The following is a 22,042-nucleotide window of genomic DNA, read 5'->3' on the forward strand; positions in this document are numbered from 1 at the left end:
CCGCCGCCGCATCAGGTGCGCGGCGGGCGCATCATCGTCTTGGAATCGTCTTCGCGGAATCAGGCGGCCAGCACTTCCTGGTTTGCCTTCTTCGCGCCGATTTCGCCCAGTGCGCGCTTGTATTCCGTCGGGAACACCTTCACGAACTGGCGGCGCGCCGCGTCCCAGTTTTCCAGCAGCGCCTTTGCACGCGGCGAGCCGGTGAACTGGAAGTGACGCTCGACGAGTCCCTTGAGCAGCGCTTCGTCGGTCTGGCCTGCGTGCCACAGTGCGCGGTCGACCGTGCGTTCCTGTTCGGCCTGTTGCAGCACCGGTTCGAGCGCGACCATCGCCTTGTTGCACTTGCCGGCGAACGTGCCTTCCGGGTCGAACACGTAGGCGATACCGCCCGACATGCCCGCCGCGAAGTTACGGCCCGTTTCGCCGAGCACGACCACCGTGCCGCCCGTCATGTATTCGCAGCCGTGGTCGCCCGTGCCTTCGACGATCGCCGTCGCGCCCGAGTTACGCACCGCGAAACGCTCGCCCGCGACGCCGCGCAGGAAGGCTTCGCCTTCGAGTGCGCCGTACATCACCGTGTTGCCGCAGATGATGTTTTCTTCGGACTTGCCGCGGAAGTCGTTGGTCGGACGGATGATGATGCGGCCGCCCGAAAGGCCCTTGCCCACGTAGTCGTTGCCGTCGCCGACGAGATCCAGCGTGATGCCGCGTGCGAGGAACGCGCCGAAGCTCTGACCCGCCGTGCCCTTGAGCTGGATGTGGATCGAGTCTTCCGGCAGGCCGTCGTGGCCGTACTGCTTCGCCACCACGCCCGAGAGCATCGCGCCGACCGTACGGTTGACGTTGCGCACCGGCTGGATGAACGAGACGTGCTCGCCCTTCTCGATCGCGGCCTTCGCCTTCTCGATCAGCGTGTGATCGAGCGCGCGGTCCAGACCGTGGTCTTGCGTGTCGACGTGCTTGCGTGCGACTTCGTCGCCCACTTGCGGCTGGTAGAACACGCGCGAGAAGTCGAGACCCTTCGCCTTCCAGTGTTCGACGCCACGGCGCGTGTCGAGCAGATCCGCGCGGCCGACCAGATCGTCGAACTTGCGGATACCCAGTTGCGCCATGATTTCGCGCACTTCTTCAGCGATGAAGAAGAAGAAGTTGACGACGTGCTCGGGCTGGCCCGAGAACTTCGCGCGCAGCACCGGATCTTGCGTCGCGACGCCGACCGGGCAGGTGTTCAGATGGCACTTGCGCATCATGATGCAGCCCTGCACGACGAGCGGCGCCGTCGCAAAGCCGAATTCGTCCGCGCCGAGCAGCGCGCCGATCACCACGTCGCGGCCCGTCTTCATCTGACCGTCGGCCTGCACGCGGATACGGCCGCGCAGCTGGTTCAGCACGAGGGTCTGCTGCGTTTCCGCGAGACCCAGTTCCCACGGCGTGCCCGCATGCTTGAGCGACGAGAGCGGCGATGCGCCCGTGCCGCCGTCATGGCCCGCGATCACGACGTGGTCGGCCTTGGCCTTCGCCACGCCCGCTGCCACCGTGCCCACGCCCACTTCCGACACCAGCTTCACCGAGATCGACGAAACCGGGTTCACGTTCTTCAGATCGTGAATCAGCTGCGCCAGATCTTCGATCGAGTAGATGTCGTGGTGCGGCGGCGGCGAGATGAGGCCCACGCCCGGCACCGAGTAACGCAGCTTGCCGATGTACTCCGAAACCTTGTGGCCCGGCAGCTGACCGCCTTCGCCCGGCTTCGCGCCCTGCGCCATCTTGATCTGGATCTGGTCCGCCGACGACAGGTATTCCGCCGACACGCCGAAGCGGCCCGACGCAACCTGCTTGATCTTCGAACGCAGCGAGTCGCCGTCCTTCAGCGGGATGTCCTTGACGACTTCCTCGCCGATGATCGAACGCATCGTGTCGCCGTTCTTGATCGGAATGCCGCGCAGTTCGTTGCGATAGCGCTTCTCGTCTTCGCCGCCTTCACCCGTGTTCGACTTGCCGCCGATACGGTTCATCGCGACCGCCAGCGTGGCGTGCGCTTCCGTCGAGATCGAGCCGAGCGACATCGCGCCAGTCGCGAAGCGCTTGACGATTTCCTTCGCCGGTTCGACGTCGTCGATCGAGATCGCGCGCGCCGGGTCGAGGCGGAATTCGAACAGACCGCGGAAGGTCATGTGGCGCTTGGTCTGATCGTTGATCAGGTGCGCGTATTCCTTGTACGTCTGATACGAGTTGCTGCGCGCCGAGTGCTGGAGCTTGGCGATCGCGTCCGGCGTCCACATGTGGTCTTCGCCGCGCACGCGATACGCGTACTCGCCGCCCGCGTCGAGCATGTTCGCGAGAACCGGGTTGTCGCCGAACGCGTCGCGGTGCATGCGAATCGCTTCGTCCGCGACGTCGAACAGGCCGATGCCGCCGACCTTCGAGGCCGTGCCCTTGAAGTACTTGGCGATCAGCTCGTCGGCGAGGCCGACTGCTTCGAAGATCTGCGCGCCGGTGTACGACATGTACGTGGAGATGCCCATCTTCGACATCACCTTGAGCAGGCCCTTGCCCACTGCCTTGGTGAAGTTGTAGACGGCCTTGTCCGACGACAGATCGCCCTTCAGGCCCTGCGCCATCTGCGCGAGCGTTTCCATCGCGAGGTACGGGTGCACGGCTTCCGCGCCGAAGCCCGCGAGCAGCGCGAAGTGGTGCGTTTCACGCGCCGAGCCCGTTTCCACGACGAGACCCGTGCTCGTGCGCAGACCGTGCTGCACGAGGTGCGAGTGGATCGCCGAGGTGGCGAGCAGCGCGGGAATAGCGACGTTGTCGCGGTCCGCGCGGCGGTCCGACACGATCAGGATGTTGTAGCCCGACTTGACCGCATCGACGGCTTCCGCGCACAGCGACGCGAGACGCGCTTCGATGCCTTCCTTGCCCCACGACACCGGATAGCAGATGTTCAGCTCGTAGCTGCTGAACTTGCCGCCCGTGTACTGCTCGATCGCGCGGATCTTCGCGATGTCCTTGAAGTCGAGCACCGGCTGCGACACTTCGAGACGCATCGGCGGGTTGATGTTGTTGGTGTCGAGCAGGTTCGGCTTCGGGCCGATGAACGACACGAGCGACATCACCATGTTTTCGCGGATCGGGTCGATCGGCGGGTTGGTGACCTGCGCGAACAGCTGCTTGAAGTAGTTGTAGAGCGTCTTGTTCTTGTTGGACATGACCGCCAGCGGCGAGTCGTTGCCCATCGAACCGACAGCCTCTTCACCCGACATCGCCATCGGCGCCATCAGGAACTTCAGGTCTTCCTGCGTGTAGCCGAACGCCTGCTGACGGTCGAGCAGCGCAGCGGCTTCAGCGCGCGCGGTCGCGACGTCTTCCGCCTTCGGCTCGATCTCGTCGAGCTTGATGCGCACGGCGTCGATCCAGCTCTTGTACGGCTTGGCGTTGGCGAGGTTGTCCTTCAGTTCCTTGTCGTCGATGATGCGGCCGTGTTCCATGTCGATCAGGAACATCTTGCCCGGCTGCAGACGCCACTTCTTGACGATCTTCGACTCGGGGATCGGCAGCGTGCCGGCTTCCGACGCCATGATGACCAGGTCGTCGTCCGTGACGATGTAGCGCGCCGGACGCAGACCGTTACGGTCGAGCGTCGCGCCGATCTGGCGGCCGTCCGTGAAGGCGATCGCAGCGGGGCCGTCCCACGGCTCCATCATCGCTGCGTGGTATTCGTAGAACGCCTTGCGGTTCTCGTCCATCAGCGTGTGCTGTTCCCAGGCTTCCGGGATCATCATCATCATCGCGTGGACAAGCGGGTAACCCGCCATCACCAGCAGTTCGAGACAGTTGTCGAACGACGCCGTGTCCGACTGGCCCGGATAGATCAGCGGCCAGAGCTTCGGCAGGTCGTCGCCGAGGACGTGCGAGGCGATCGCGCCGGTACGGGCGTTCAGCCAGTTCACGTTGCCCTTCACGGTGTTGATTTCACCGTTGTGGGCGATCATGCGGTACGGGTGAGCCAGTTCCCACGCCGGGAACGTGTTCGTCGAGAAGCGCTGGTGCACGAGCGCCAGCGCCGAGACGACGCGCTCGTCCTGCAGGTCGCGGTAGTACACGCCCACCTGACCGGCCAGCAGCAGGCCCTTGTAGACGACCGTGCGCGCCGAGCACGACGGCACGAAGTATTCCTTGCCGTGCTTGAGCTTGAGCGCCTGGATGCGGTGGCTCGCGGTCTTGCGGATGATGTACAGCTTGCGCTCGAGCGCGTCCGTGACCATCACGTCCTTGCCGCGGCCGATGAAGATCTCGCGGATCAGCGGCTCGCTGGCCTTGACCGTGGGCGAGATCGGCATCGTGTGGTCGACCGGCACATCGCGCCAGCCCAGCACGACCTGGCCTTCGGCGCGCACCGTGCGCTCGAGTTCCTGTTCGCAGGCGAGACGCGAAGCGTGTTCCTTCGGCAGGAAGATCATGCCGACGCCGTATTCGCCAGCCGGCGGCAACGTCACGCCTTGCTTGGCCATTTCTTCGCGATAGAACGCGTCCGGGATCTGGATCAGGATGCCCGCGCCATCGCCCATCAACGGATCGGCGCCGACGGCGCCCCGGTGGTCGAGGTTTTCGAGAATCTTCAGGCCTTGCTGAATGATTTCGTGGCTCTTCTTGCCCTTGATATGGGCGACGAAGCCGACGCCACAGGCGTCGTGTTCGTTTTGCGGGTCATAGAGACCTTGCGCGGCGGGCACCGCGTCGCGCTGCTGGTGATCGTTCATGGGGACACCGTCCAAGAGAGGCCAGGGGATGGCCGTTGATTCCGTACTTTGTTTTTTCCCGCCGCTTGCGTGACCGCTGTACGGCGTTGCGCGGGCGATGCTGGCTTCCCGCGTTGTGCGACAAGGAGAGCCGAAAGGCGAATATACGCGACGAATCAAGGGCATGCAAATAAAACTGCATGTTTAGACCCCAATTATCAGATTGGTGCATTGCACCGTATTTTTATTAGTGCCATATCATAAAAGGGCAAAAGAAAACGGCGTTCGCGGTCGCCGTTTTCGGAGGTAAGCCGTTGATCCGTAATGGATCGATGTAGCGATCAGTGCGTGCCGGTGCCCGGTTTGCGCTCCTCATGCGCCGATGACGGACTGGCGGCGCTGCCGCTGCCCGACGCCGTCGATGAGCCAGAATGGCCCGTCGAGCCACCCGGATTTGTACCTGGCGTTGCGCCGGAACCACTGCTTGCGTGCGTGCCGCCGTGGCCGCCTGGGTGCGCGGGACTCGTCGAAGCTGAATTGGGGGCGGATTCGTGCGCACCAGGCGCCGAAGTCTGCCCGCCCGGTTGGGCGCCCGCCGAAGGCGCCGAAGTTGCCGCGGTGGCCGCCGCCGTGCCCGCCGCAGCCGCGCCCGCCGCGCCGAGCGCTCCCGACGCACCAGCCGCACCAGCCGCCGCACCTGCGGGCGCGGCACCCGACGTCGTGCCCGGCGCTTCGCGGACCTTGCGCGGCCGCCCGCGCGGCAGCGGCGAGACGCGCCGGTTGGCCGTGCGCCCCGCCCATTCGCGATAGGTGTCGCCGCCGAGCACCCAGCCCTTGAGCGTCGCCTGCATCAGCTGATTGCTTTCGCGCTCGTCGAGCGGCTGCTCGCAGAGTTCGCGATACGCGCGCTGCCGCTCGAACGGCGTATTGCCGAGCGCCCAGTACAGCGGATGGTCGGTGATCAGACTGTCGACGGTGAGCCCGATGTGATGTCGGTAACTCGACCAGCGGTAATCCTCCGCCGTCGCGACGAGGTGATTGCGCACCGGCGCGAGCTCGACCACGCGGCTCGCGAGCAGGAAGAAGCGCTCGCCCTCGATGACGGTCGCGCGGTAGCGCCCTTCCCACAACGTGCCGCGCCGCGCGTAACGCCGGTTGAAGTGCGCGACGTAACGTCGGCCGACCGCCTGCATTGCCTTGGGAAGGCTCGATTCGTCGGAGGGGGTGACGAGCAGCTGCACCGCGCCGGGCATCAAGACCCACGCATGCACCGCCAGGTGGTGATCGCGCGCCGCTGCCTTCAGGCAGTCGATGAACAGTTCGTAGTCCTGGTCGTCGACGAAAGCGGGCTGCTGATCCAGTCCGCGCAGAATCACATGCTGCGGCTGGTCAGGAACATAAAGACGTGCAAGCCGTGCCATGCTCGATTTTCCTGGTACGTTGGTGAATACCCGCATGCCCGCCAGGCCGCGCCGGCGCTCGCTCTCGCGGGCATGCGGCTCGGGCGGAAAGCGCGCGGCGCTTAGGGAGATACTTCTAACGAACGCATATGGTTTGTTGCAAACGTTGTGTACATAATGTGCGGGCCTTTAATGGAGGAGCACATATGAAATTAAAACAGGCGCTGGCAGCGATTTTCGCGGTCGCCGGCATGTCGGGGGCGTACGCACAATCGGCCAACACGTTCTACGTAACAACGGGGTGGTTCCGTCTCATGCCGCAAGACTCGAGCGATCCGCTCAAGATCGACAGCGTGGGCGGCACGACGGTCAACCAGGCTTACCCGGGCACGGGCGCCAGCATCAGTTCCGCGGATACGCTGGGCTTCTCGCTCGGTTACTTCATCACCGACAGCCTCTCGGCCGAAGCCGAACTCGGGATTCCGCCGAAGTTCGACATCTCGGGCGGCGGCAGCCTCTCCGCATACGGCAAGGTAGGTTCCGCGCGCCAGTGGAGCCCGGCACTGCTCCTCAAGTACTACTTCAACAAACCCGACGCCAAGTTCCGTCCGTACGTGGGCCTCGGCGCGACTTACGTGTGGTTCACCGACGCGAAGATCACCAACGCCGCATTCGAACAAGGCGTACTTGGGGGTCCGACCAGTGTTTCGACGGATCGTTCCTGGGCGCCCGTATTTAATGCCGGCTTCAACTACAACTTCACCAAGCACTGGTTCGCCGGCTTCTCGCTGTCGTACATCCCGGTCAGCGTGACGGCCACCTACACCAGCACCACCCAACTCGGCACGACGCGCAAGGCGGAATCGAAGATCCATCTGAATCCGCTCGTCACGTACCTGAAAGTTGGTTACATGTTCTGATTGCCGCCCGGCGCACGAAACCGCACGCGCCCATCCAGCGCGACACGGATTGGCTCTCCGTCCCGCCCATGCGGCGCTCGACGGAGAGCAGCACGCCTCAGCGTTGTCTTGCCTCCCACGCATCTCGTCTCCTTACATCAGCACCAGATGTTCCTGACATTTCGACGGGCTTTTCTTGATTCTATGCCTCTCGGAAAAAGCGTGCTGTCCCCGTAATCATTTATCTTTCAGTCGTCGCGCCCATGCGCCGCAAAGCCGCGCCGGACGGGCATGCGCGTCGTTTCGCCTGCGCAGGCTCGCGCGCCGGGCACCGGATTTGCGCAATACTTCAACTCCAGTCCTCGACCGTGATGCCCTTTTTCGTGCGCACGGCGCGAGCCTTTTACCTGCTTTCCAAGACGGAGCCATTCATGAGCGCATTTCCGAATACGCGTGACGCCCTCGGAGAATCCTGGACGCGCACCGGCCGCCACGCGCGCCGCATCGCGCGCCGCGGCCGCAGCGCCGCATCTGACATCGCTGACGAGCTACGCGACCTGCTCGCCGAACTGGAAACCACGCTGGGCGACGGCACGCAGGCCGATGCCGCAGCCTTGCGCGCGGACGTTCGCAAACGCCTCGACGCGGCCCGCGAGCGGCTCGAAGTCGCGCGTGCCGCCACGCGCGAGCGTGCCAGCCAGGCGATGGATAACGCCGATGACTACGTGCACGCGAACCCATGGCAAGCGATTGCGATCGTGGGCGGCGTGGCGCTGGTCGCCGGCGCGATTCTCGCGCGCTGCCGGTAAGTCGGATCAGGCTGGACGTGCGCGGCCGCCAGGCCGCGCGAACCTGAGAGGCGCGGCGCCACACGCCGCGCGACACTGCGCAAGCGCTGCGTCGTGAGCGCGCCGGTTCGTGCCGGCGCGGCGCGTGCGTGAACGCGATGAGGGTTCAGTCGAGCGCGTGCGGGCCGATCAGATCGATGCGGTCCGTGCAGATGGTGTCGACGCCCCAACGCGCGAGGCGCTGCGCGGTTTCGAGGTCGTTCACCGTGTAGGCCAGGATGAACAGGCCCGCGTCCTTGATGCGGGCCACGAGCGCTTCGTCGAGATGACGATGGCTCGCGTGCAGCGAGACGCAGCCGAGTGCGGCGGTCTGCTCGCGCCAGTCGTCGGGCACGCGCTCGACCAGCAGGCCGCGCGGCAGATCCGGCGCGGCCTCGCGCGCGGCCGCCAGCGCCGCGACGGAAAACGACGACAGCAGCGGCGGCAACGCGCCCGCCGCCATCGGCTTCGCCCACAGACGTGCGGCCTCGGCGCCGACGATGCGGCCCGTCTGCGCGTCGCGACCCGGACACGGCTTGATCTCCACATTCGCCGCGAGCCCTTCCTCGCCACAGCACTGCGCCGCTTCGGCGAGCGTCGGCATGTGCTCGTCCTCGAAACGTTCGGAGAGCCAGCTGCCCGCGTCGAACGCCGCGATCTGCCGATAACGCAGTTGCGCAGCCGCGCCCTTGCCATTCGAGGTGCGATCGAGCGTATCGTCGTGCAGCAGGAAGGCGATGTCGTCGGCGGAAAGCTTGACGTCGAACTCCGCCATCGTGTGGCCGAAGCCCGCGCCCACGCACAGCGCCGCAAGCGTGTTCTCCGGCGCGAGCGTGCCGCCGCCGCGATGCGCGGCCACGCGCGGATAAGGCCAGGTCTTCATCGGTTCCATGCGTGTACTCTGCGTGTACTCTGCGTTTGCTCTGCGTTTGCTCTGCGTTTGCTCTGCGTGTGTGCTGTGTGCGTTCGTCAGACGTCGTCGGCGACCACGAACAGACGGCGGTATTCCTTGAGCGCGTAGCGATCGGTCATGCCCGCGATGTAATGCGCGATCTGGCGCGGCTGCGTAGTCTCGTCGTGCATCTGGTACGCGGGCGGCAGCAGACGCGGATCGTCGGTGAACGCCTCAAAGAGCCCCTTCACGACGCGCCGCGCCTTGTTCGCCATGCGCATCACGCGATAGTGGCGATACAGGTTGCGGTACAGAAAGCGCTTGAGCGCGGCCGCCTGCGCCGCGACGCGCTCGCTGTGCGCGACGAGCGGCGGCGCGGCGCGCACCTCGTCGAGCGAGCGCGGCGCGTGCTCGGCGAGATTGCGGCTCGTCTGCCCGATCAGGTCGACGATCAGCGTATTGATGATGCGCCGCACGGTTTCGTGTATCAGCCGACGCCCGTCGATCTGCGGATATTCGGCGCGCGCAGCGTCGTAGTGCATCTGCCAGAGTTCGACTTCGGCGAGCTGCTCGATGGTGAGGAGACCGGAACGCAGGCCGTCGTCGACGTCGTGATTGTTGTAGGCGATTTCGTCGGCGATATTTGCGATCTGCGCTTCGATGGACGGCTGACGCCCGAGCAGGAAGCGCTCGCCCAGTTCGCCCAGACGCCGCGCGTTCTCGCGTGAGCAATGCTTGAGAATGCCCTCGCGCGTCTCGAAGCAGAGATTGAGGCCGTCGAACGCGCCGTAGTGCTCCTCCAGTTCGTCGACGACCGCGAGGCTTTGCAGGTTGTGCTCGAAGCCGCCGTGCTCGCCCATGCATTCGTTGAGCGCGTCCTGGCCTGCATGGCCGAACGGCGTATGGCCGAGGTCGTGCGCGAGCGAAATGGCCTCGACGAGATCTTCGTTCACGCGCAGCTGACGCGCGACCGAACGCGCGATCTGCGCGACTTCGAGGCTATGCGTGAGCCGCGTGCGAAACAGATCGCCTTCGTGATTCACGAAGACCTGAGTCTTGTATTCGAGCCGGCGGAACGCCGTGGAATGGACGATGCGGTCGCGGTCGCGCTGGAATTCGCTGCGCGCGGCGGGCGGCGCTTCGGTGTGACGTCGGCCGCGCGACTGCGAGGCGTGCGCCGCGTAGGGCGCGAGCCCCGCGTCGGGTGAGGCGTTCAGCGCGTCGGCGAACGGCGCGCCAGGATTGCTGCGGGTGTCGCTCAACGGTTCCTCCGCAAAGATCGCGATGCGGGTCGCCGACTCAATCGTGAACTGCGTCATCGACTCCGTCGCCGACTGCATCGCTTGCTACGTCGCTTACCAAGTCGCTAGATGCGTCCAGAATGCGCGCCGGGTGTGTCGCTCAATGCACCCTCGCCTACGCCGCAAAATGCGCCCTCAACTGCGCCGCAAAATGCGCCGCCGCGAGTTGCGCAAGTTGCGCGAGCCGCGCGCGGCGACACGCTCAGCGCGCGACGGTCGCGGCGAGCGTGGCCTGCACGGCTTCGTCGGGCGCGCGGCCGATGTGCGTTTCGCCGAAGCGCTTGAGCAGAATGAACTTGATCGCGCCGCCCTCGGCCTTCTTGTCGACCTGCATCAGATCGACATAGCGTTCGGCCCCGAGCGCCGGCGCGACGACCGGCAGATGCGCCGCTTCTACCACGCGCACGAGCCGTTCGCGCGACGCCTCGTCGAGCATGCCGACGCGCACCGACAGATCGGCCGCCATCACCATGCCGCAGCCCACGGCCTCGCCGTGCAGCCACTCACCGTAACCGAGCCCCGCTTCAATCGCGTGACCGAAGGTGTGGCCGAAATTGAGGATCGCGCGCAGACCGCCTTCGCGCTCGTCGGCGGCGACCACCGATGCCTTGATCTCGCACGAGCGCTTGACCGCGTGCGCGAGCGCCTCGGGCTCGCAGCGGTTGAGCGCTTCGACGTTCGCTTCGATCCACTCGAAGAATTCGGCGTCGGCGATTGCGCCCGTCTTGATGACTTCGGCCACGCCCGCCGCCAGCTCGCGCGGCGGCAGCGTGCGCAGTGCGCCGATGTCGGCGATCACGGCCTGCGGCTGGTAGAACGCGCCGATCATGTTCTTGCCGAGCGGATGATTGATGCCGGTCTTGCCGCCCACCGACGAATCGACCTGCGAAAGCAGCGTCGTGGGCACCTGGATGAACGGCACGCCGCGCATGTAGCAGGCCGCCGCGAAGCCGGTCATGTCGCCCGTCACGCCGCCGCCCAGCGCGATCAGCGTGGTCTTGCGGTCGGCGCGCGACGTGAGCAGCGCGTCGAAAATCTGATTGAGCGTTTCCCAGTTCTTGTGCGCCTCGCCGTCGGGCAGCACGACCGTGTTGACGTCCTTGCCGAGCGGCGCGAGCGCGGCGCGCAGCGTGTCGCCATACAGCGGATCGACGACGGTATTGGTGACGATCGTCACCGACTTGCCGGCGATATGCGGCGCGAACAGCGCCGTCTGGCCGATGAGGTCGGAGCCGATGTGGATGGGGTAGGCGCGGTCGCCCAGTTCGACGTTGACGGTAATCATGCCAGGCAGTAGTTCAGTGGTGAGGCGCTGATGGGGGAACGCGGCTTGGTTGCGTGACGCGTTACTCGCGCGCCGGGGCGCGCAGCACGCCGGCCATGTCGAGCTGCATCAGCACCATGTTGACGAGCCCGTTGACCGAAGGCCGGCCGGTCTCGATCACGAAATCGGCAATCTCGCGGTACAGCGGATCGCGTTGCTCGTAGAGCGCTTCGAGCCGCCCTTTCGGGTCTTCGGTCTGTAGCAGCGGACGGTTCTTGTCGCGCCGCGTGCGCAGCCACAGATCGTGCGGGTGAGCGCGCAGGTAGACGACGAAGCCGCGCTCCTTGAGCGCCGCGCGGTTTTCCGGGCGCAGCACCGCGCCGCCGCCGGTCGCGAGCACGATGCCCTCGCGCGCGCTCAGCTCGTCGATCATCTGCGCTTCGCGCTCGCGAAAGCCCGCTTCACCTTCCATTTCGAAGATCACCGGGATGCGCGCGCCGGTGCGCGCCTCGACCTCGTGATCGGAATCGAAAAACGGACGCTCAAGCCGGCGCGCGACCGCCCGGCCCACGGTCGTCTTCCCGGCGCCCATGAGCCCTACGAAAAATACATTGGCGTTAGCGTCCCGCACTTGCAGCGTTTCCTACGAAAGGTTGGTGCCGCAGCTTACTGGCAAAGCGGCGGCGTTGTCGAGCCTGCGGCCCGTGCGATCCGGCCCCGAAGCGGATTCATCGCCATTTTCACGCGAATTTCCGCCGATTTGGGGCCGGTTCGTGCGCGATCTGCGCACGCGAGGCGATCCGCGTGGGCCCGCCGCCAATCACCGCAAATCGCCGCCGATCGACCGCCAGTCAACCGCTAATCACCGGCGACGACGCGCGGCGTGATGAACACCACCAGTTCGCTGCGTTTGTCCCAATGCGCGCGATGCGAAAAAAGCGCGCCCAAAAACGGTATTTTGCCCAGGAGCGGCACGCGCGTCACATCATCGCGGTCGTCAGTCGCATCGATACCCCCAATCGAGACCGTTCCGCCGTCCTCGATTTCGACGCGCGTCTGCACGTGTTTCGTGTTGATCGCCGGCCCTGCGGCGGTCTGCTCGCCCACGCTGTCCTTGGCCACGTCGAGGTCGAGGATCACGCGGCCGTCCGGCGTGATCTGCGGCTCGACCTCCAGTTTCAGGCTTGCGCGCCGAAACTGCACGCCCGACACGCCTTGCCCGACCTTGGCCTGATACGGCAGCTCGGTGCCCTGCTCGACCACGGCCTTGGTGCGGTCGGCGGTCACCACGCGCGGGCTCGACACCACGCGCCCGCGCCCCTGCGCCTCCAGCGCGCTCAACTCGATGTCCAGCAGCCGGGTGGCGCGCGCGGCGAGTAGCGTGAGGCCGAGCTGCGCGGCCCCGAAGCCGTTGATCGCGCCCGCGCCCAGATCGTAGAGCGTGCCGTCGGCGGCGCTGCCGCGCAGACCGCGCGCCGTGCCCTCGACCGCGCTCGGGGTCACGCCAAGCCGCACGCCCAGTTCGCGCGACAAACCTTCGTCACCTTCGACGATACGCGCCTCGATCAGCACCTGCCGCGCGGGCGCGTCGAGCCGCCGGATCAGGTCGGCGATCTGATCGAGCCGCCCCGCCAGATCGGTGACGAACAGCAGATTCGTGCGCGCGTCCGCGACCGCCGCGCCGCGTTTGGACAGCGCGCGCTGCGTGCCGGAACCGCTCAGGAGCCGCCGCAGGTCCTCGGCGCGCGTGTAGTGCAGTTCGAACGCGCGGCTCGCGAGCGGTTCGAGTTCGGCGGCGCGCGCATGCGCCTCGAAACGCTGCCGCTCGCGCGCCGCCAGATCCGCGGCGGGCGCGACCCAGAGCACGCCGCCGTGACGCTCCATCGCAAGGCCGTTCGATTCGAGCAGCAGGTCGAAGGCGGCGCGCCACGGCACGCGGTCGAGCCGCAGCGTGATCTGGCCGCGCACGCGCTCGCTCGCGACGATGTTCAGCCGCGTGAACTGCGCGAACGCGTGCAGCACGGCGGTGAGTTCCGCGCGCTGGAAATTGAGCGAGATCGGGCGATCGGGCGGCAGGCCGTCGTCCTTGGGCGCGGTGTCGGCGAGGCGCGACGGCGCGGGCAGCGGCACGGGCGGGCCTTCGAGCGGTTCGGGCGCGGCGGCGGCGGGCGCAGTGGCGGGCGCCGCCACGGGATCGATCGTGGATAGCGGCGTGGCGGCGCGCGGGTCCGTGGCCGAATCGCCTGGATCGGCAGGCGCGTCCTGCGCTGCGGAAAACGGATTGGCGGTCCAGCCCGTGGGCGCATCGGCTTGATCGCCCTCTGGCAACGGAGGCACCTCGTGACGCGCGATCATCTGCGCCGCCGCGCGCCACGCGGGCGTTGGCAACGGCGGCGTTGATGGCGGCAGCGCCGCGTGCGCGCCCAACGCGGGCGCGAGCGTCAGCCACGCGAGGGAGCGGAATCGTGACGGGGCGAGGCGAGCGCGTTTCATCGGCTGTCCTCCGCCCAGTTCAACACCTGCGTCGCGCCATCGACGGACAGGACAACCCGTTCAGCACCGACGCCCGTCACGCGCCCGCCCGCAAGCGAGGCGCCAGGCTGCACGGCGAACGTGCCCTCGGCGGTTTCGACGAGCGCAAGCACGCGCCCGCGCTCGGTCAGCGTGCCTGCGAGCCGCAGCGCGCGATCGCCCTGCACGCCCGGCCCGCCAGCCAGGCCAGGCGCGGCAGCGCCGCCCGCAGTGAGCGCAAAGCGGCTGGCGAACGGATCGCGCGCCGCATCGCCCGGCTCGGCATCCTCGGCCGGTTCGATCGCGACGGCGGGCAAGCCGTCGAACACGTGCAGCGTGGCCGCGATGGCGAGCACGCCGCCGCTACGTTTGACGACGATATCCGCCGGCACCGCGAGTTCGGGCCACTCGGCCAGGCCTTCGAGAAACGCGCGAAGCTGCGCGAAACCGCCCTGCGCCGCGAGCTTCGTCGCGCGGAAGGCCTGCGCTTTCGCGCCGCCCGGCGCGGCGGGCTCCAGCGCGATCAGCACGAGTCCGGCTTGCGCGGCCAGTTGGGAGACGCCGTGGATGTCGTCGGCGTGCGTGTTCGTTTGCGACGTGCGCTCCGTCCCCGCACCATGCGGCCAGCCTTCGGCCTCGCGCCGCAAAGCGGGCAGCCGCGCGAGCGTGCGCCGCGCGTCCGCAAGTTGCGCCTCGCTTTGCGTCAGCGCGTCTCGGGCAGCCTGTGCGCCGCCCGCATCGGTGAAGAAACACGCGGCGCCGCTCAGCAGCGCGGCAAACAATGCGAGCGTCGCGGCAACCAGCGCGCGCCGCCTTCGCGTCCATGCGTGCAGCGGCCGCCAGCCGCGCCACATCGCCGCGCCGTTCATTTCGCCTCCTTCGCCGCAACAGCCGAAGCAGCCGCAACAGCCGAAGCAGGCGCGAGCGCGCCCTTCCAGACGAGCCGCGCCGCCACGTGAATCGGCGCGACGCCGCGTGGCGTGCGCGCCCCGCCCGCCTCCTGCGCGCGCTTCATCTCCTGCACGCTCACGGCCTCGACCTCGGACAACGCGCGCAAGCGTTCGAGCCACGCTGCCGCCGCGACCTCGTCGGCGGCGCTCGCGATCAACTCGGTGGCGTCGCCGTGCTGGGCCAGTTGCTCGAGCGCGACGCCCTCGGTGCGCGCCCGCGCGAGCCCGTCGACGAGCGCGAACAACCGCCGGAATGGCCGCGCCCGCTCAAGCGCTTCGCTCAGCGCCAGACGCCGCGCGCGGGCCTCGCGCGCAAGCCGCTGCGCTTCGGCCAGCGGTGCGCCCAGCGTCGCCATTTGACGCGCCAGTGCGGCGCGCTGCGTCTGCATACGCGCCTGCTCGACGTGCTGCCAACCCGCGACCGCGCACCCGCACGCGCCGCCGACGAGCGCCGCCGCGAGCCATTCGAGTACGCGTCGCCGACGCACGCGCCGCATCGCGCCCGGTCGCCACGGCAGCAGATTGAAACCGTCGAGTTCCCCTGCCGCCACTGTCGCCACACCGCGCCGCCTCATTCGCTCACCCCGCGCAGCGCGAGGCCGAAAGCCACCACGCACGACGGGTCGTGCAGCAGGCTGACGTCGAGCGGATGGTCGGCGTCGGCGAGCGGCGCGCATTCGAACGGCAGCACCGGGCTGCCGAGCACGTCGCCGATATCCGCGAGCGAGAACTGCACGCCGAGCAGCATCGAGAAATCGCCCGACACCAGCGTGCAGCCGACCTGCGCATCGCCTGCCAGATCGCGCAGCGCCTCGACCAGATCGGCGTATTCGAGCGCGGGAAAACGCATGGTGCGCGAGACGCATTCGTCGGTGACGAGCCAGCCGTGAATGCCGGCGGCGCCGATCCAGAGCGCGGCCCAGGTTTCGTGCGGCGGCAATTCGAACGCCGCCGCGTGACGCATCGCACGCAGCGCCGCGTGGGCTTCGTCGTCGAGCGCACAGAGCGTGATGCCCGCCATCGCCGCGCACTCGATGCGCGCTTCCAGATGCGAGCGCGCCGTGGCCGCGATCGTCACGCGCGCCTCGCGCAACGCTGCCGCGCCGGAACCCGATGAACCCGATGAACCTGCTGAACCGATCGCCCCGAACGGCCCCACGTGCCAGTCGACCGCCAGTTCGTGCCGCTCGATGCCCGCCACGCGCTCGGCCTCGGCCAGCACCAGCGGTTCGAGTTCGGTGTAAAGGCCCGAGACGTCCTTCTTCCACGCCGCCGCGCCCGCCTCGGGCACGAGCCGCGCGAGCGGCACCGAAGCGAGCAGCGTCGCGCCCGTGGGCAGCGCCATCGCGCAGCGCAGCGTGGCTTGCGTGCACGCCCGCGGCAGCGCGCCGAACAGCTCGCGCAGCGCCGCCGCCAGCGCCGCGCGGTCGGCGATCTCCGTGCCCGCCAGCGTCTCGCGCGCGAGCGGCGCGTGCGCCAGCCACTCGATGCGCAGCGGCGCGCCGCCGAACAGCCGCTCACTGAGCACGACCAGCGTGATGCCGCGCGCGCTCACGTCCACGCCCGCCCCAAAGCGGCGCGCATTCAACAACAGCGGATTGAGCAAGCTCATCGCATTCCTCCCGTGTGCGTTGCGCCGCGAACCGTTCGTGGCGCTTGCTGGGATTGTGCGAAGGGTCCGATCGCGCGAACACTCGGCCAAACGGCCAATCTCGCGTCGAATCCGACCTGGATGCTTCTCCGCGCCACGAGACGCGGCTAGAGTGAGTCATCTGTCCCGCTGCGTTGGTGCTGCGTTGGTGCTCTCCTGGCACCGTCCCGCACGCGCGCCGCGCGCCGGGAACGAACCCACACGACCCGCCTCAAGCGCCGCGTAAGCTTTCCGAAAGCGCGCGGAACGCACGGCTATAATCGCGGGACTGTTTTTTCGGTAACCGTATGCAAGACGCCCAGCCTCCTTCGTCCGCTCCGTCCACGCCGCCGGAGCCGCCCGCCCCGACCAGGCGCAAGCGGCCCTGGTGGGCCAAGCTGCTGATCGGCTTCGTCGTGCTGATCGCGGGCGGCGCCGCGTGCGTCGCGCTTGTGCTCGGCTACGCGCTGATCGTCGCCACGCCGAATCTGCCGTCGCTCGACGCGCTCACCGACTACCGGCCGAAAGTGCCGCTGCGCATCTACACGCGCGACCACGTGCTGATCGGCGAATTCGGCGAGGAGCGGCGCGATGTCGTCCATTTCCGGGACGTGCCGGACAATCTGAAGAAAGCGATTCTGGCGATCGAAGACTCGCGCTTCTACGAGCACGGCGGCGTCGACCTCACGGGCATCGCGCGCGCGGGCATCGTCGCGCTGACGAACGGCCATGCGTCGCAAGGCGCGAGCACCATCACCATGCAGGTCGCGCGCAACTTCTTCCTGTCGAGCGAGAAGACCTACACGCGCAAGATCTACGAGATGCTGCTCGCCTACAAGATCGAGTCGAAGCTCTCGAAGGACCAGATCCTCGAGGTCTACATGAACCAGATCTATCTGGGGCAGCGCGCCTACGGTTTCGCGAGCGCCGCGCGCGTGTACTTCGGCAAGGATCTCAAGGACCTCACGCTCGCCGAATGCGCGATGCTCGCCGGGCTGCCGAAGGCGCCGTCGGCGTATAACCCGGTCGTCAATCCGAAGCGCGCGAAGGTGCGCCAGGAGTACATCCTGGAGCGCATGCTGGAGCTGCACTACATCACCCAGCAGCAATACGACGACGCCGCCGCGCAACCGCTGGTCGTGAAGGGCCAGGGCAAGGAGTTCAGCGTGCACGCGGAGTACGTGGCGGAAATGGTGCGTCAGATGATGTACGCGCAGTACCACGAAGAGGCCTACACGCGCGGTCTGAACGTGGTCACGACCATCGATTCCGCCGATCAGGACGTCGCCTACCGCGCGCTGCGCAAAGGGCTGATGGATTACGAGCGGCGTCACGGCTATCGCGGCCCGGAAGCCTTCATCGACCTGCCCGCCGACGCCGACGACCGCGAACAGGCCATCGACGACGCCCTGATCGAGCACCCCGACAACGGCGAACTCGTCGCGGCCGTGGTCACCTCGGCGAGCCCGAAGGAAGTCCAGGCCACCTTCATGGACGGCAACACGGCCAGCATCACCGGCGACGGCCTGCGCTTCGCGCAGTACAACCTCTCCGCGCGCGCGCAGCCTTCGCAGAAGATCCGCCCGGGCGCGATCATCCGCGTGGCGCGCAACAACGCAGGCGAATGGTCGATCACGCAGTTGCCGCAGATCGAGGGCGCGTTCGTCTCGGTGGTGCCGCAGGACGGCGCGATCCGCGCGCTGGTGGGCGGCTTCGACTTCAACAAGAACAAGTTCAACCACGTCACCCAGGCGTGGCGCCAGCCGGGTTCGAGCTTCAAGCCGTTCATCTATTCGGCGTCGCTCGACAAGGGGCTCGGACCGGCCACCGTCATCAACGACGCGCCGCTGTTCTTCAGCGCCGCCGAAACCGGCGGCCAGGCGTGGGAGCCGAAGAACTACGGCGGCGGCTTCGACGGCCCCATGACCATGCGCACGGCGCTCATGAAGTCGAAGAACCTCGTGTCGATCCGCATCCTCAACCACATCGGCACGAAGTACGCGCAGCAGTACATCACGCACTTCGGCTTCGACGCCGAGCGTCATCCGGCCTATCTGCCGATGGCGCTGGGCGCGGGCCTCGTCACGCCGTTGCAGATGGCGGGCGGCTACGCCGTGTTCGCGAACGGCGGCTATCGCGTGAATCCGTATCTGATCGCCGAAGTCACCGATCAGCGCGGCATGGTGGTCGCGCAGGCGCAGCCGCTCGTGGCGGAGCAGAACGCGCCGCGCGCGATCGATCCGCGCAACGCGTACATCATGAACAGCCTGCTGCAGAGCGTCGCGCAGCGCGGCACGGGCGCGAAGTCGAACGTCCTCAAACGCACCGACCTCGGCGGCAAGACCGGCACGACCAACGATTCGCGCGACGCGTGGTTCGCGGGCTATCAGCACACGCTCGCGGCCATCGCGTGGATCGGCTACGACAATCCGCGCAGCCTCGGCGACCGCGAAACCGGTGGCGGCCTCTCGCTGCCCGTGTGGATCGACTACATGCAGAAGGCGCTCAACGGCGTGCCCGAGTACAAGATGCCGATGCCCGACGGCATCGTCACGCTCGGCGACGAACTCTATTACGCCGACGCCACGCCGGGCCACGGCTTCGTCTCCACGGTCGGCATCAGCCAGGCGGCGCTCGACGCGGCGGCGAGCGGCGAGCAGGGCGCGCAAGGTTCGGCCGAGAGCGAGCCCGCGCACGTCAATGCGCAGGAGAAGGAAGACATCATGAATCTGTTCCGCAAGCACTGATTCACCCGATGCTGCAAACGCAAAACGGGCACCCGAGGGTGCCCGTTTTTCTTGATGCGGCCGCTACAGATTCACGGCCGCTTCAACGCAGATTCACGGCGTGAACGTCACCGTCTCGCCCGCCTGCTCCGTCGCGTAGGCGGTGAGCGCCGAGAAAAACTCGGTGCCCGTGCGCGTGTCGAGCCACTGCTCGTCGATGAAACGGTAGTGGAAACCGCCCGCTTTCGCGGCGATCCAGATCTCCTTCATCGGCGGCTGCAGATTCACGATGATCTTCGAGCGATTCTCGAATTCGAGTGTCAGAACGTTGCCGCTGCGCTCGAGCTCGATATCGGCCCCGCTCGCGTCGACACCGCGCTCGACGGCCGCCAGCACGGCCTCCGCGCGGCTCAGGTAGTCACTATCTGCCATGCTAAACTCCACCGGTTAATCATTCAGGGACAATTATGCGTGTCAATTCCAGGATGCGCGCTCTGGCATCCCGCATCTCGGCGTCCGGCGCGATTCTAACGGCTTTCGCGATCGGCGCCGCGTCGCTCGCAGGTTGCGGCCAGAAAGGGCCGCTCTACATGCCCACGGTGCCGCCGCTCCCGCAGAAACCGAATTTCGAAACGCAGCCCGACGACAACGCGCCGAACGCGGCATCGGGCACGCAGGCCGACTCGGTGCCCGATACCACCGGCACGCCGCTGTCGCTGTCGACCGACCCTGAACTGAATTCCGCGCCCGCGGCCGCCAGCGGCGCGCAAGCGGCCTCGGCCGCCGCGCCCGCTCAATAGCACCGACCCAACCAGACGCTCGCATGACCCAGCCCGCTTTTCATCGTGTCGACGGCACGCTTTTCGTCGAAGGCGTGTCCGCCGCCGACCTCGCCGCGCAGCACGGCACTCCGCTCTACGTCTACTCGCGCGCGGCGCTCAGCACCGCGTGGCACGCCTACGCCGACGCCTGCGCGGGCCGCCGCGCGAGCGTGCACGTGGCCGTGAAGGCCAACAGCAACCTCGCCGTGCTCAACGTGTTCGCGCGTGAAGGCGCGGGCTTCGACATCGTCTCGGGCGGCGAACTGGCGCGCGTGCTGGCCGCCGGCGGCAAGGCGCAGAACACGGTGTTCTCGGGCGTGGGCAAGCATGCCGACGAAATGCGCCTTGCGCTCGAAGCGGGCGTGAAGTGCTTCAACGTCGAGTCGATTCCCGAACTCGACCGCCTGAACGCCGTCGCGGGCGAACTGGGCAAGAAGGCGCCGGTCTCGCTGCGCGTGAACCCCGACGTCGACGCCAAGACGCATCCGTACATCTCCACGGGCCTGAAGTCGAACAAGTTCGGCATCGCCTTCGAAGACGCGCGCGCCACCTATCGCGCGGCGGCGGCCATGCCGAATCTGCAGGTCGTGGGCATCGACTGCCATATCGGCTCGCAGATCACCGAAGTCGCGCCGTATCTCGACGCGATCGACAAGGTGCTCGAACTCGTCGACCAGATCGAGTCGGACGGCATCGCGATTCATCATATCGACGTGGGCGGCGGCCTCGGCATCCGCTACGACGACGAGACGCCGCCGGATATCGGCGCGTTCGTGCGCACCGTGCTCGACCGCATCGAGGCGCATGGCGCGAAGACGGGCAAGTCGCGCGAAGTCTGGTTCGAGCCGGGCCGTTCGCTGGTCGGCAACGCGGGCATCCTGCTGACGACGGTCGAATTCCTCAAGCCGGGCGCGGAGAAGAACTTCGCGATCGTCGACGCGGCCATGAACGATCTGGCGCGCCCCGCGATGTACGAGGCGTATCACGCGATCGAGACGGTCGCGCCGCACGCGGGCGAGACGAAGACGTGGGACATCGTCGGTCCGGTGTGCGAGAGCGGTGACTGGCTGGGCCGCGAGCGCACGCTCGCGATCGCGCCGGGCGACGTGCTGGCGATCCGCTCGGCGGGCGCGTATGGCTTCACGATGAGCTCGAACTACAACACGCGTCCGCGCGCCGCCGAAATCATGGTCGACGGCACGCGCGCACACGTCGCGCGCGAACGCGAAACGGTGCCGCAACTGTTCGCGGGCGAGCATCTGCTGCCGGACTGATCGTCCGACTGCGTGAAACGAAAAAGCGACGCCGTGTGCGTCGCTTTTTTCATTGCGCGGGCAGAGAAGCCGCGGCGCTCATGTCGCGCGTGTCGGCCCGCCCGCCTTGAAGCGCGCGACGAGCCACGCGCCGATCCGCCAGCCCAGCAGCACGAGCATGATCGCGCCGTAGAGTTTCGGCAGCGCGAGATCGTGCTTGCCCGCCTTCATCCACCAGAAATGCAGGATCGCGAGCACGCCGATCGCGTAGATCAGCCGATGCAGCGTCTGCCAGCGACGGCCGAGCTTGCGCGCCATCGCGCGCGTCGACGTGACGGCGAGCGGGATCAGCAGCACGAAGGCGGCGAAACCGACCGTGATGAAGGGCCGCTTGCCGACGTCCTTGAGCATCGCGGCCACGTCGAACCATTTGTCGAACCAGATGTAAGTCGTGAAGTGCAGCGCCGCGTAGAAGAACGCGTAGACGCCGAGCATGCGTCGAAAGCGGATCAGCGCGGTCCAGCCCGTGAGGCGGCGCAGCGGCGTGACGGCGAGCGTGATGCAGAGGAACACGAGCGTCCAGAGTCCCGTCGAGCGCGTGATGAATTCGATCGGGTTCGCGCCCAGCCGGTCCGTGAAGCCGAACAGCACGATGCGCGCGAGCGGGTACAGCGCGGCGACGAACACCGCGCCTTTCGCCCACGGCAGCCAGCGCGGGCCGCTCGCGGCGCGCACTTTCGCCGTTTGCGCCGCCCGCACGGACGGCCCGCCGCCCACGCGGCGTCCAGCGGTGTCGGTCGTCGAATTCACGTTGTGCTCCATCGCGTGC

At 67.3% G+C, this 22,042-nt stretch carries 15 protein-coding genes and 2 pseudogenes; 5 read left to right on the forward strand and 12 right to left on the reverse strand.

Annotated elements, in window-relative coordinates:
- Positions 1 to 59: 59 nt before the first annotated feature.
- Together U4Y88_RS33640 and U4Y88_RS33645 are read right to left on the reverse strand one after the other, a co-directional pair.
- The gene (locus U4Y88_RS33640; RefSeq protein WP_224017132.1) at positions 60 to 4,760 is read right to left on the reverse strand and encodes a glutamate synthase-related protein; all 4,701 of its coding nucleotides are present in this window, start codon (positions 4,758 to 4,760) and stop codon (positions 60 to 62) included.
- 710 nt (positions 4,761 to 5,470) lie between these two features.
- Positions 5,471 to 6,160, reverse strand: a pseudogene (locus U4Y88_RS33645) (transposase); the annotation flags it as partial.
- 185 nt (positions 6,161 to 6,345) lie between these two features.
- Between U4Y88_RS33645 and U4Y88_RS33650 the strand changes: the two are divergent.
- Complete coding sequence (locus tag U4Y88_RS33650; RefSeq protein ID WP_224017134.1) at positions 6,346 to 7,059, forward strand: OmpW/AlkL family protein; 714 nt, start codon at positions 6,346 to 6,348, stop codon at positions 7,057 to 7,059.
- A 410-nt stretch (positions 7,060 to 7,469) separates the two neighbouring features.
- The gene (locus tag U4Y88_RS33655; protein WP_224017136.1) at positions 7,470 to 7,847 is read left to right on the forward strand and encodes a DUF883 family protein; all 378 of its coding nucleotides are present in this window, start codon (positions 7,470 to 7,472) and stop codon (positions 7,845 to 7,847) included.
- 145 nt (positions 7,848 to 7,992) lie between these two features.
- Here U4Y88_RS33655 and ugpQ read toward each other — a convergent pair whose 3' ends face one another.
- The 8 genes and pseudogenes from ugpQ to U4Y88_RS33695 form a co-directional block, all read right to left on the reverse strand.
- Positions 7,993 to 8,757: a glycerophosphodiester phosphodiesterase gene (gene ugpQ / locus U4Y88_RS33660; protein ID WP_321789181.1), complete on the reverse strand. Its 765-nt coding sequence runs from the start codon at positions 8,755 to 8,757 to the stop codon at positions 7,993 to 7,995.
- Between the two features lie 77 nt (positions 8,758 to 8,834).
- A pseudogene (locus U4Y88_RS33665) lies at positions 8,835 to 9,968 on the reverse strand (deoxyguanosinetriphosphate triphosphohydrolase); the annotation flags it as partial.
- A gap of 292 nt (positions 9,969 to 10,260) precedes the next feature.
- Positions 10,261 to 11,352: a 3-dehydroquinate synthase gene (aroB, locus tag U4Y88_RS33670; protein WP_224017150.1), complete on the reverse strand. Its 1,092-nt coding sequence runs from the start codon at positions 11,350 to 11,352 to the stop codon at positions 10,261 to 10,263.
- 52 nt (positions 11,353 to 11,404) lie between these two features.
- Entirely contained in the window at positions 11,405 to 11,959 is a 555-nt protein-coding gene (locus tag U4Y88_RS33675; RefSeq protein WP_224017153.1) for a shikimate kinase, read from the reverse strand.
- 221 nt (positions 11,960 to 12,180) lie between these two features.
- Positions 12,181 to 13,815, reverse strand: coding sequence for a type IV pilus secretin PilQ (locus U4Y88_RS33680; protein WP_321789183.1), 1,635 nt, complete (start codon positions 13,813 to 13,815; stop codon positions 12,181 to 12,183).
- A complete protein-coding gene (locus U4Y88_RS33685; RefSeq protein ID WP_321789185.1) occupies positions 13,812 to 14,702 on the reverse strand; it encodes a hypothetical protein in 891 nt (296 codons plus the stop codon). Before U4Y88_RS33685 ends, U4Y88_RS33680 begins: the two co-directional genes overlap by 4 nt.
- Positions 14,699 to 15,343 carry a fimbrial assembly protein gene (locus U4Y88_RS33690; RefSeq protein ID WP_321789187.1) on the reverse strand — a complete coding sequence of 215 codons (645 nt, stop codon included), beginning with the start codon at positions 15,341 to 15,343 and terminating at the stop codon, positions 14,699 to 14,701. Before U4Y88_RS33690 ends, U4Y88_RS33685 begins: the two co-directional genes overlap by 4 nt.
- Before the next feature lie 11 nt (positions 15,344 to 15,354).
- Positions 15,355 to 16,395, reverse strand: coding sequence for a pilus assembly protein PilM (locus tag U4Y88_RS33695; protein ID WP_321789189.1), 1,041 nt, complete (start codon positions 16,393 to 16,395; stop codon positions 15,355 to 15,357).
- A 326-nt stretch (positions 16,396 to 16,721) separates the two neighbouring features.
- On the opposite strand from U4Y88_RS33695, the gene U4Y88_RS33700 reads away from it, so the two are divergent.
- Positions 16,722 to 19,160: a penicillin-binding protein 1A gene (locus tag U4Y88_RS33700; RefSeq protein WP_224018174.1), complete on the forward strand. Its 2,439-nt coding sequence runs from the start codon at positions 16,722 to 16,724 to the stop codon at positions 19,158 to 19,160.
- 93 nt (positions 19,161 to 19,253) lie between these two features.
- Here the strand turns inward: U4Y88_RS33700 and cyaY are convergent, their stop codons facing one another.
- Complete coding sequence (gene cyaY / locus U4Y88_RS33705) at positions 19,254 to 19,571, reverse strand: iron donor protein CyaY (RefSeq protein WP_065062754.1); 318 nt, start codon at positions 19,569 to 19,571, stop codon at positions 19,254 to 19,256.
- Between the two features lie 53 nt (positions 19,572 to 19,624).
- Between cyaY and lptM the strand changes: the two genes are divergently transcribed.
- Both lptM and lysA read left to right on the forward strand, forming a co-directional pair.
- Positions 19,625 to 19,939: an LPS translocon maturation chaperone LptM gene (lptM, locus tag U4Y88_RS33710; protein ID WP_224018170.1), complete on the forward strand. Its 315-nt coding sequence runs from the start codon at positions 19,625 to 19,627 to the stop codon at positions 19,937 to 19,939.
- A 23-nt stretch (positions 19,940 to 19,962) separates the two neighbouring features.
- Positions 19,963 to 21,234, forward strand: a complete 1,272-nt coding sequence (gene lysA / locus U4Y88_RS33715; protein WP_321789191.1) for a diaminopimelate decarboxylase — start codon at positions 19,963 to 19,965, stop codon at positions 21,232 to 21,234.
- Between the two features lie 78 nt (positions 21,235 to 21,312).
- Here the strand turns inward: lysA and msrQ are convergent, their stop codons facing one another.
- Positions 21,313 to 22,035: a protein-methionine-sulfoxide reductase heme-binding subunit MsrQ gene (gene msrQ, locus U4Y88_RS33720; RefSeq protein WP_321789193.1), complete on the reverse strand. Its 723-nt coding sequence runs from the start codon at positions 22,033 to 22,035 to the stop codon at positions 21,313 to 21,315.
- Positions 22,036 to 22,042: the final 7 nt, after the last annotated feature.

Source organism: Paraburkholderia sp. J94 (assembly GCF_905220285.1).
GTDB classification, from domain to species: domain Bacteria; phylum Pseudomonadota; class Gammaproteobacteria; order Burkholderiales; family Burkholderiaceae; genus Paraburkholderia; species Paraburkholderia tropica_A.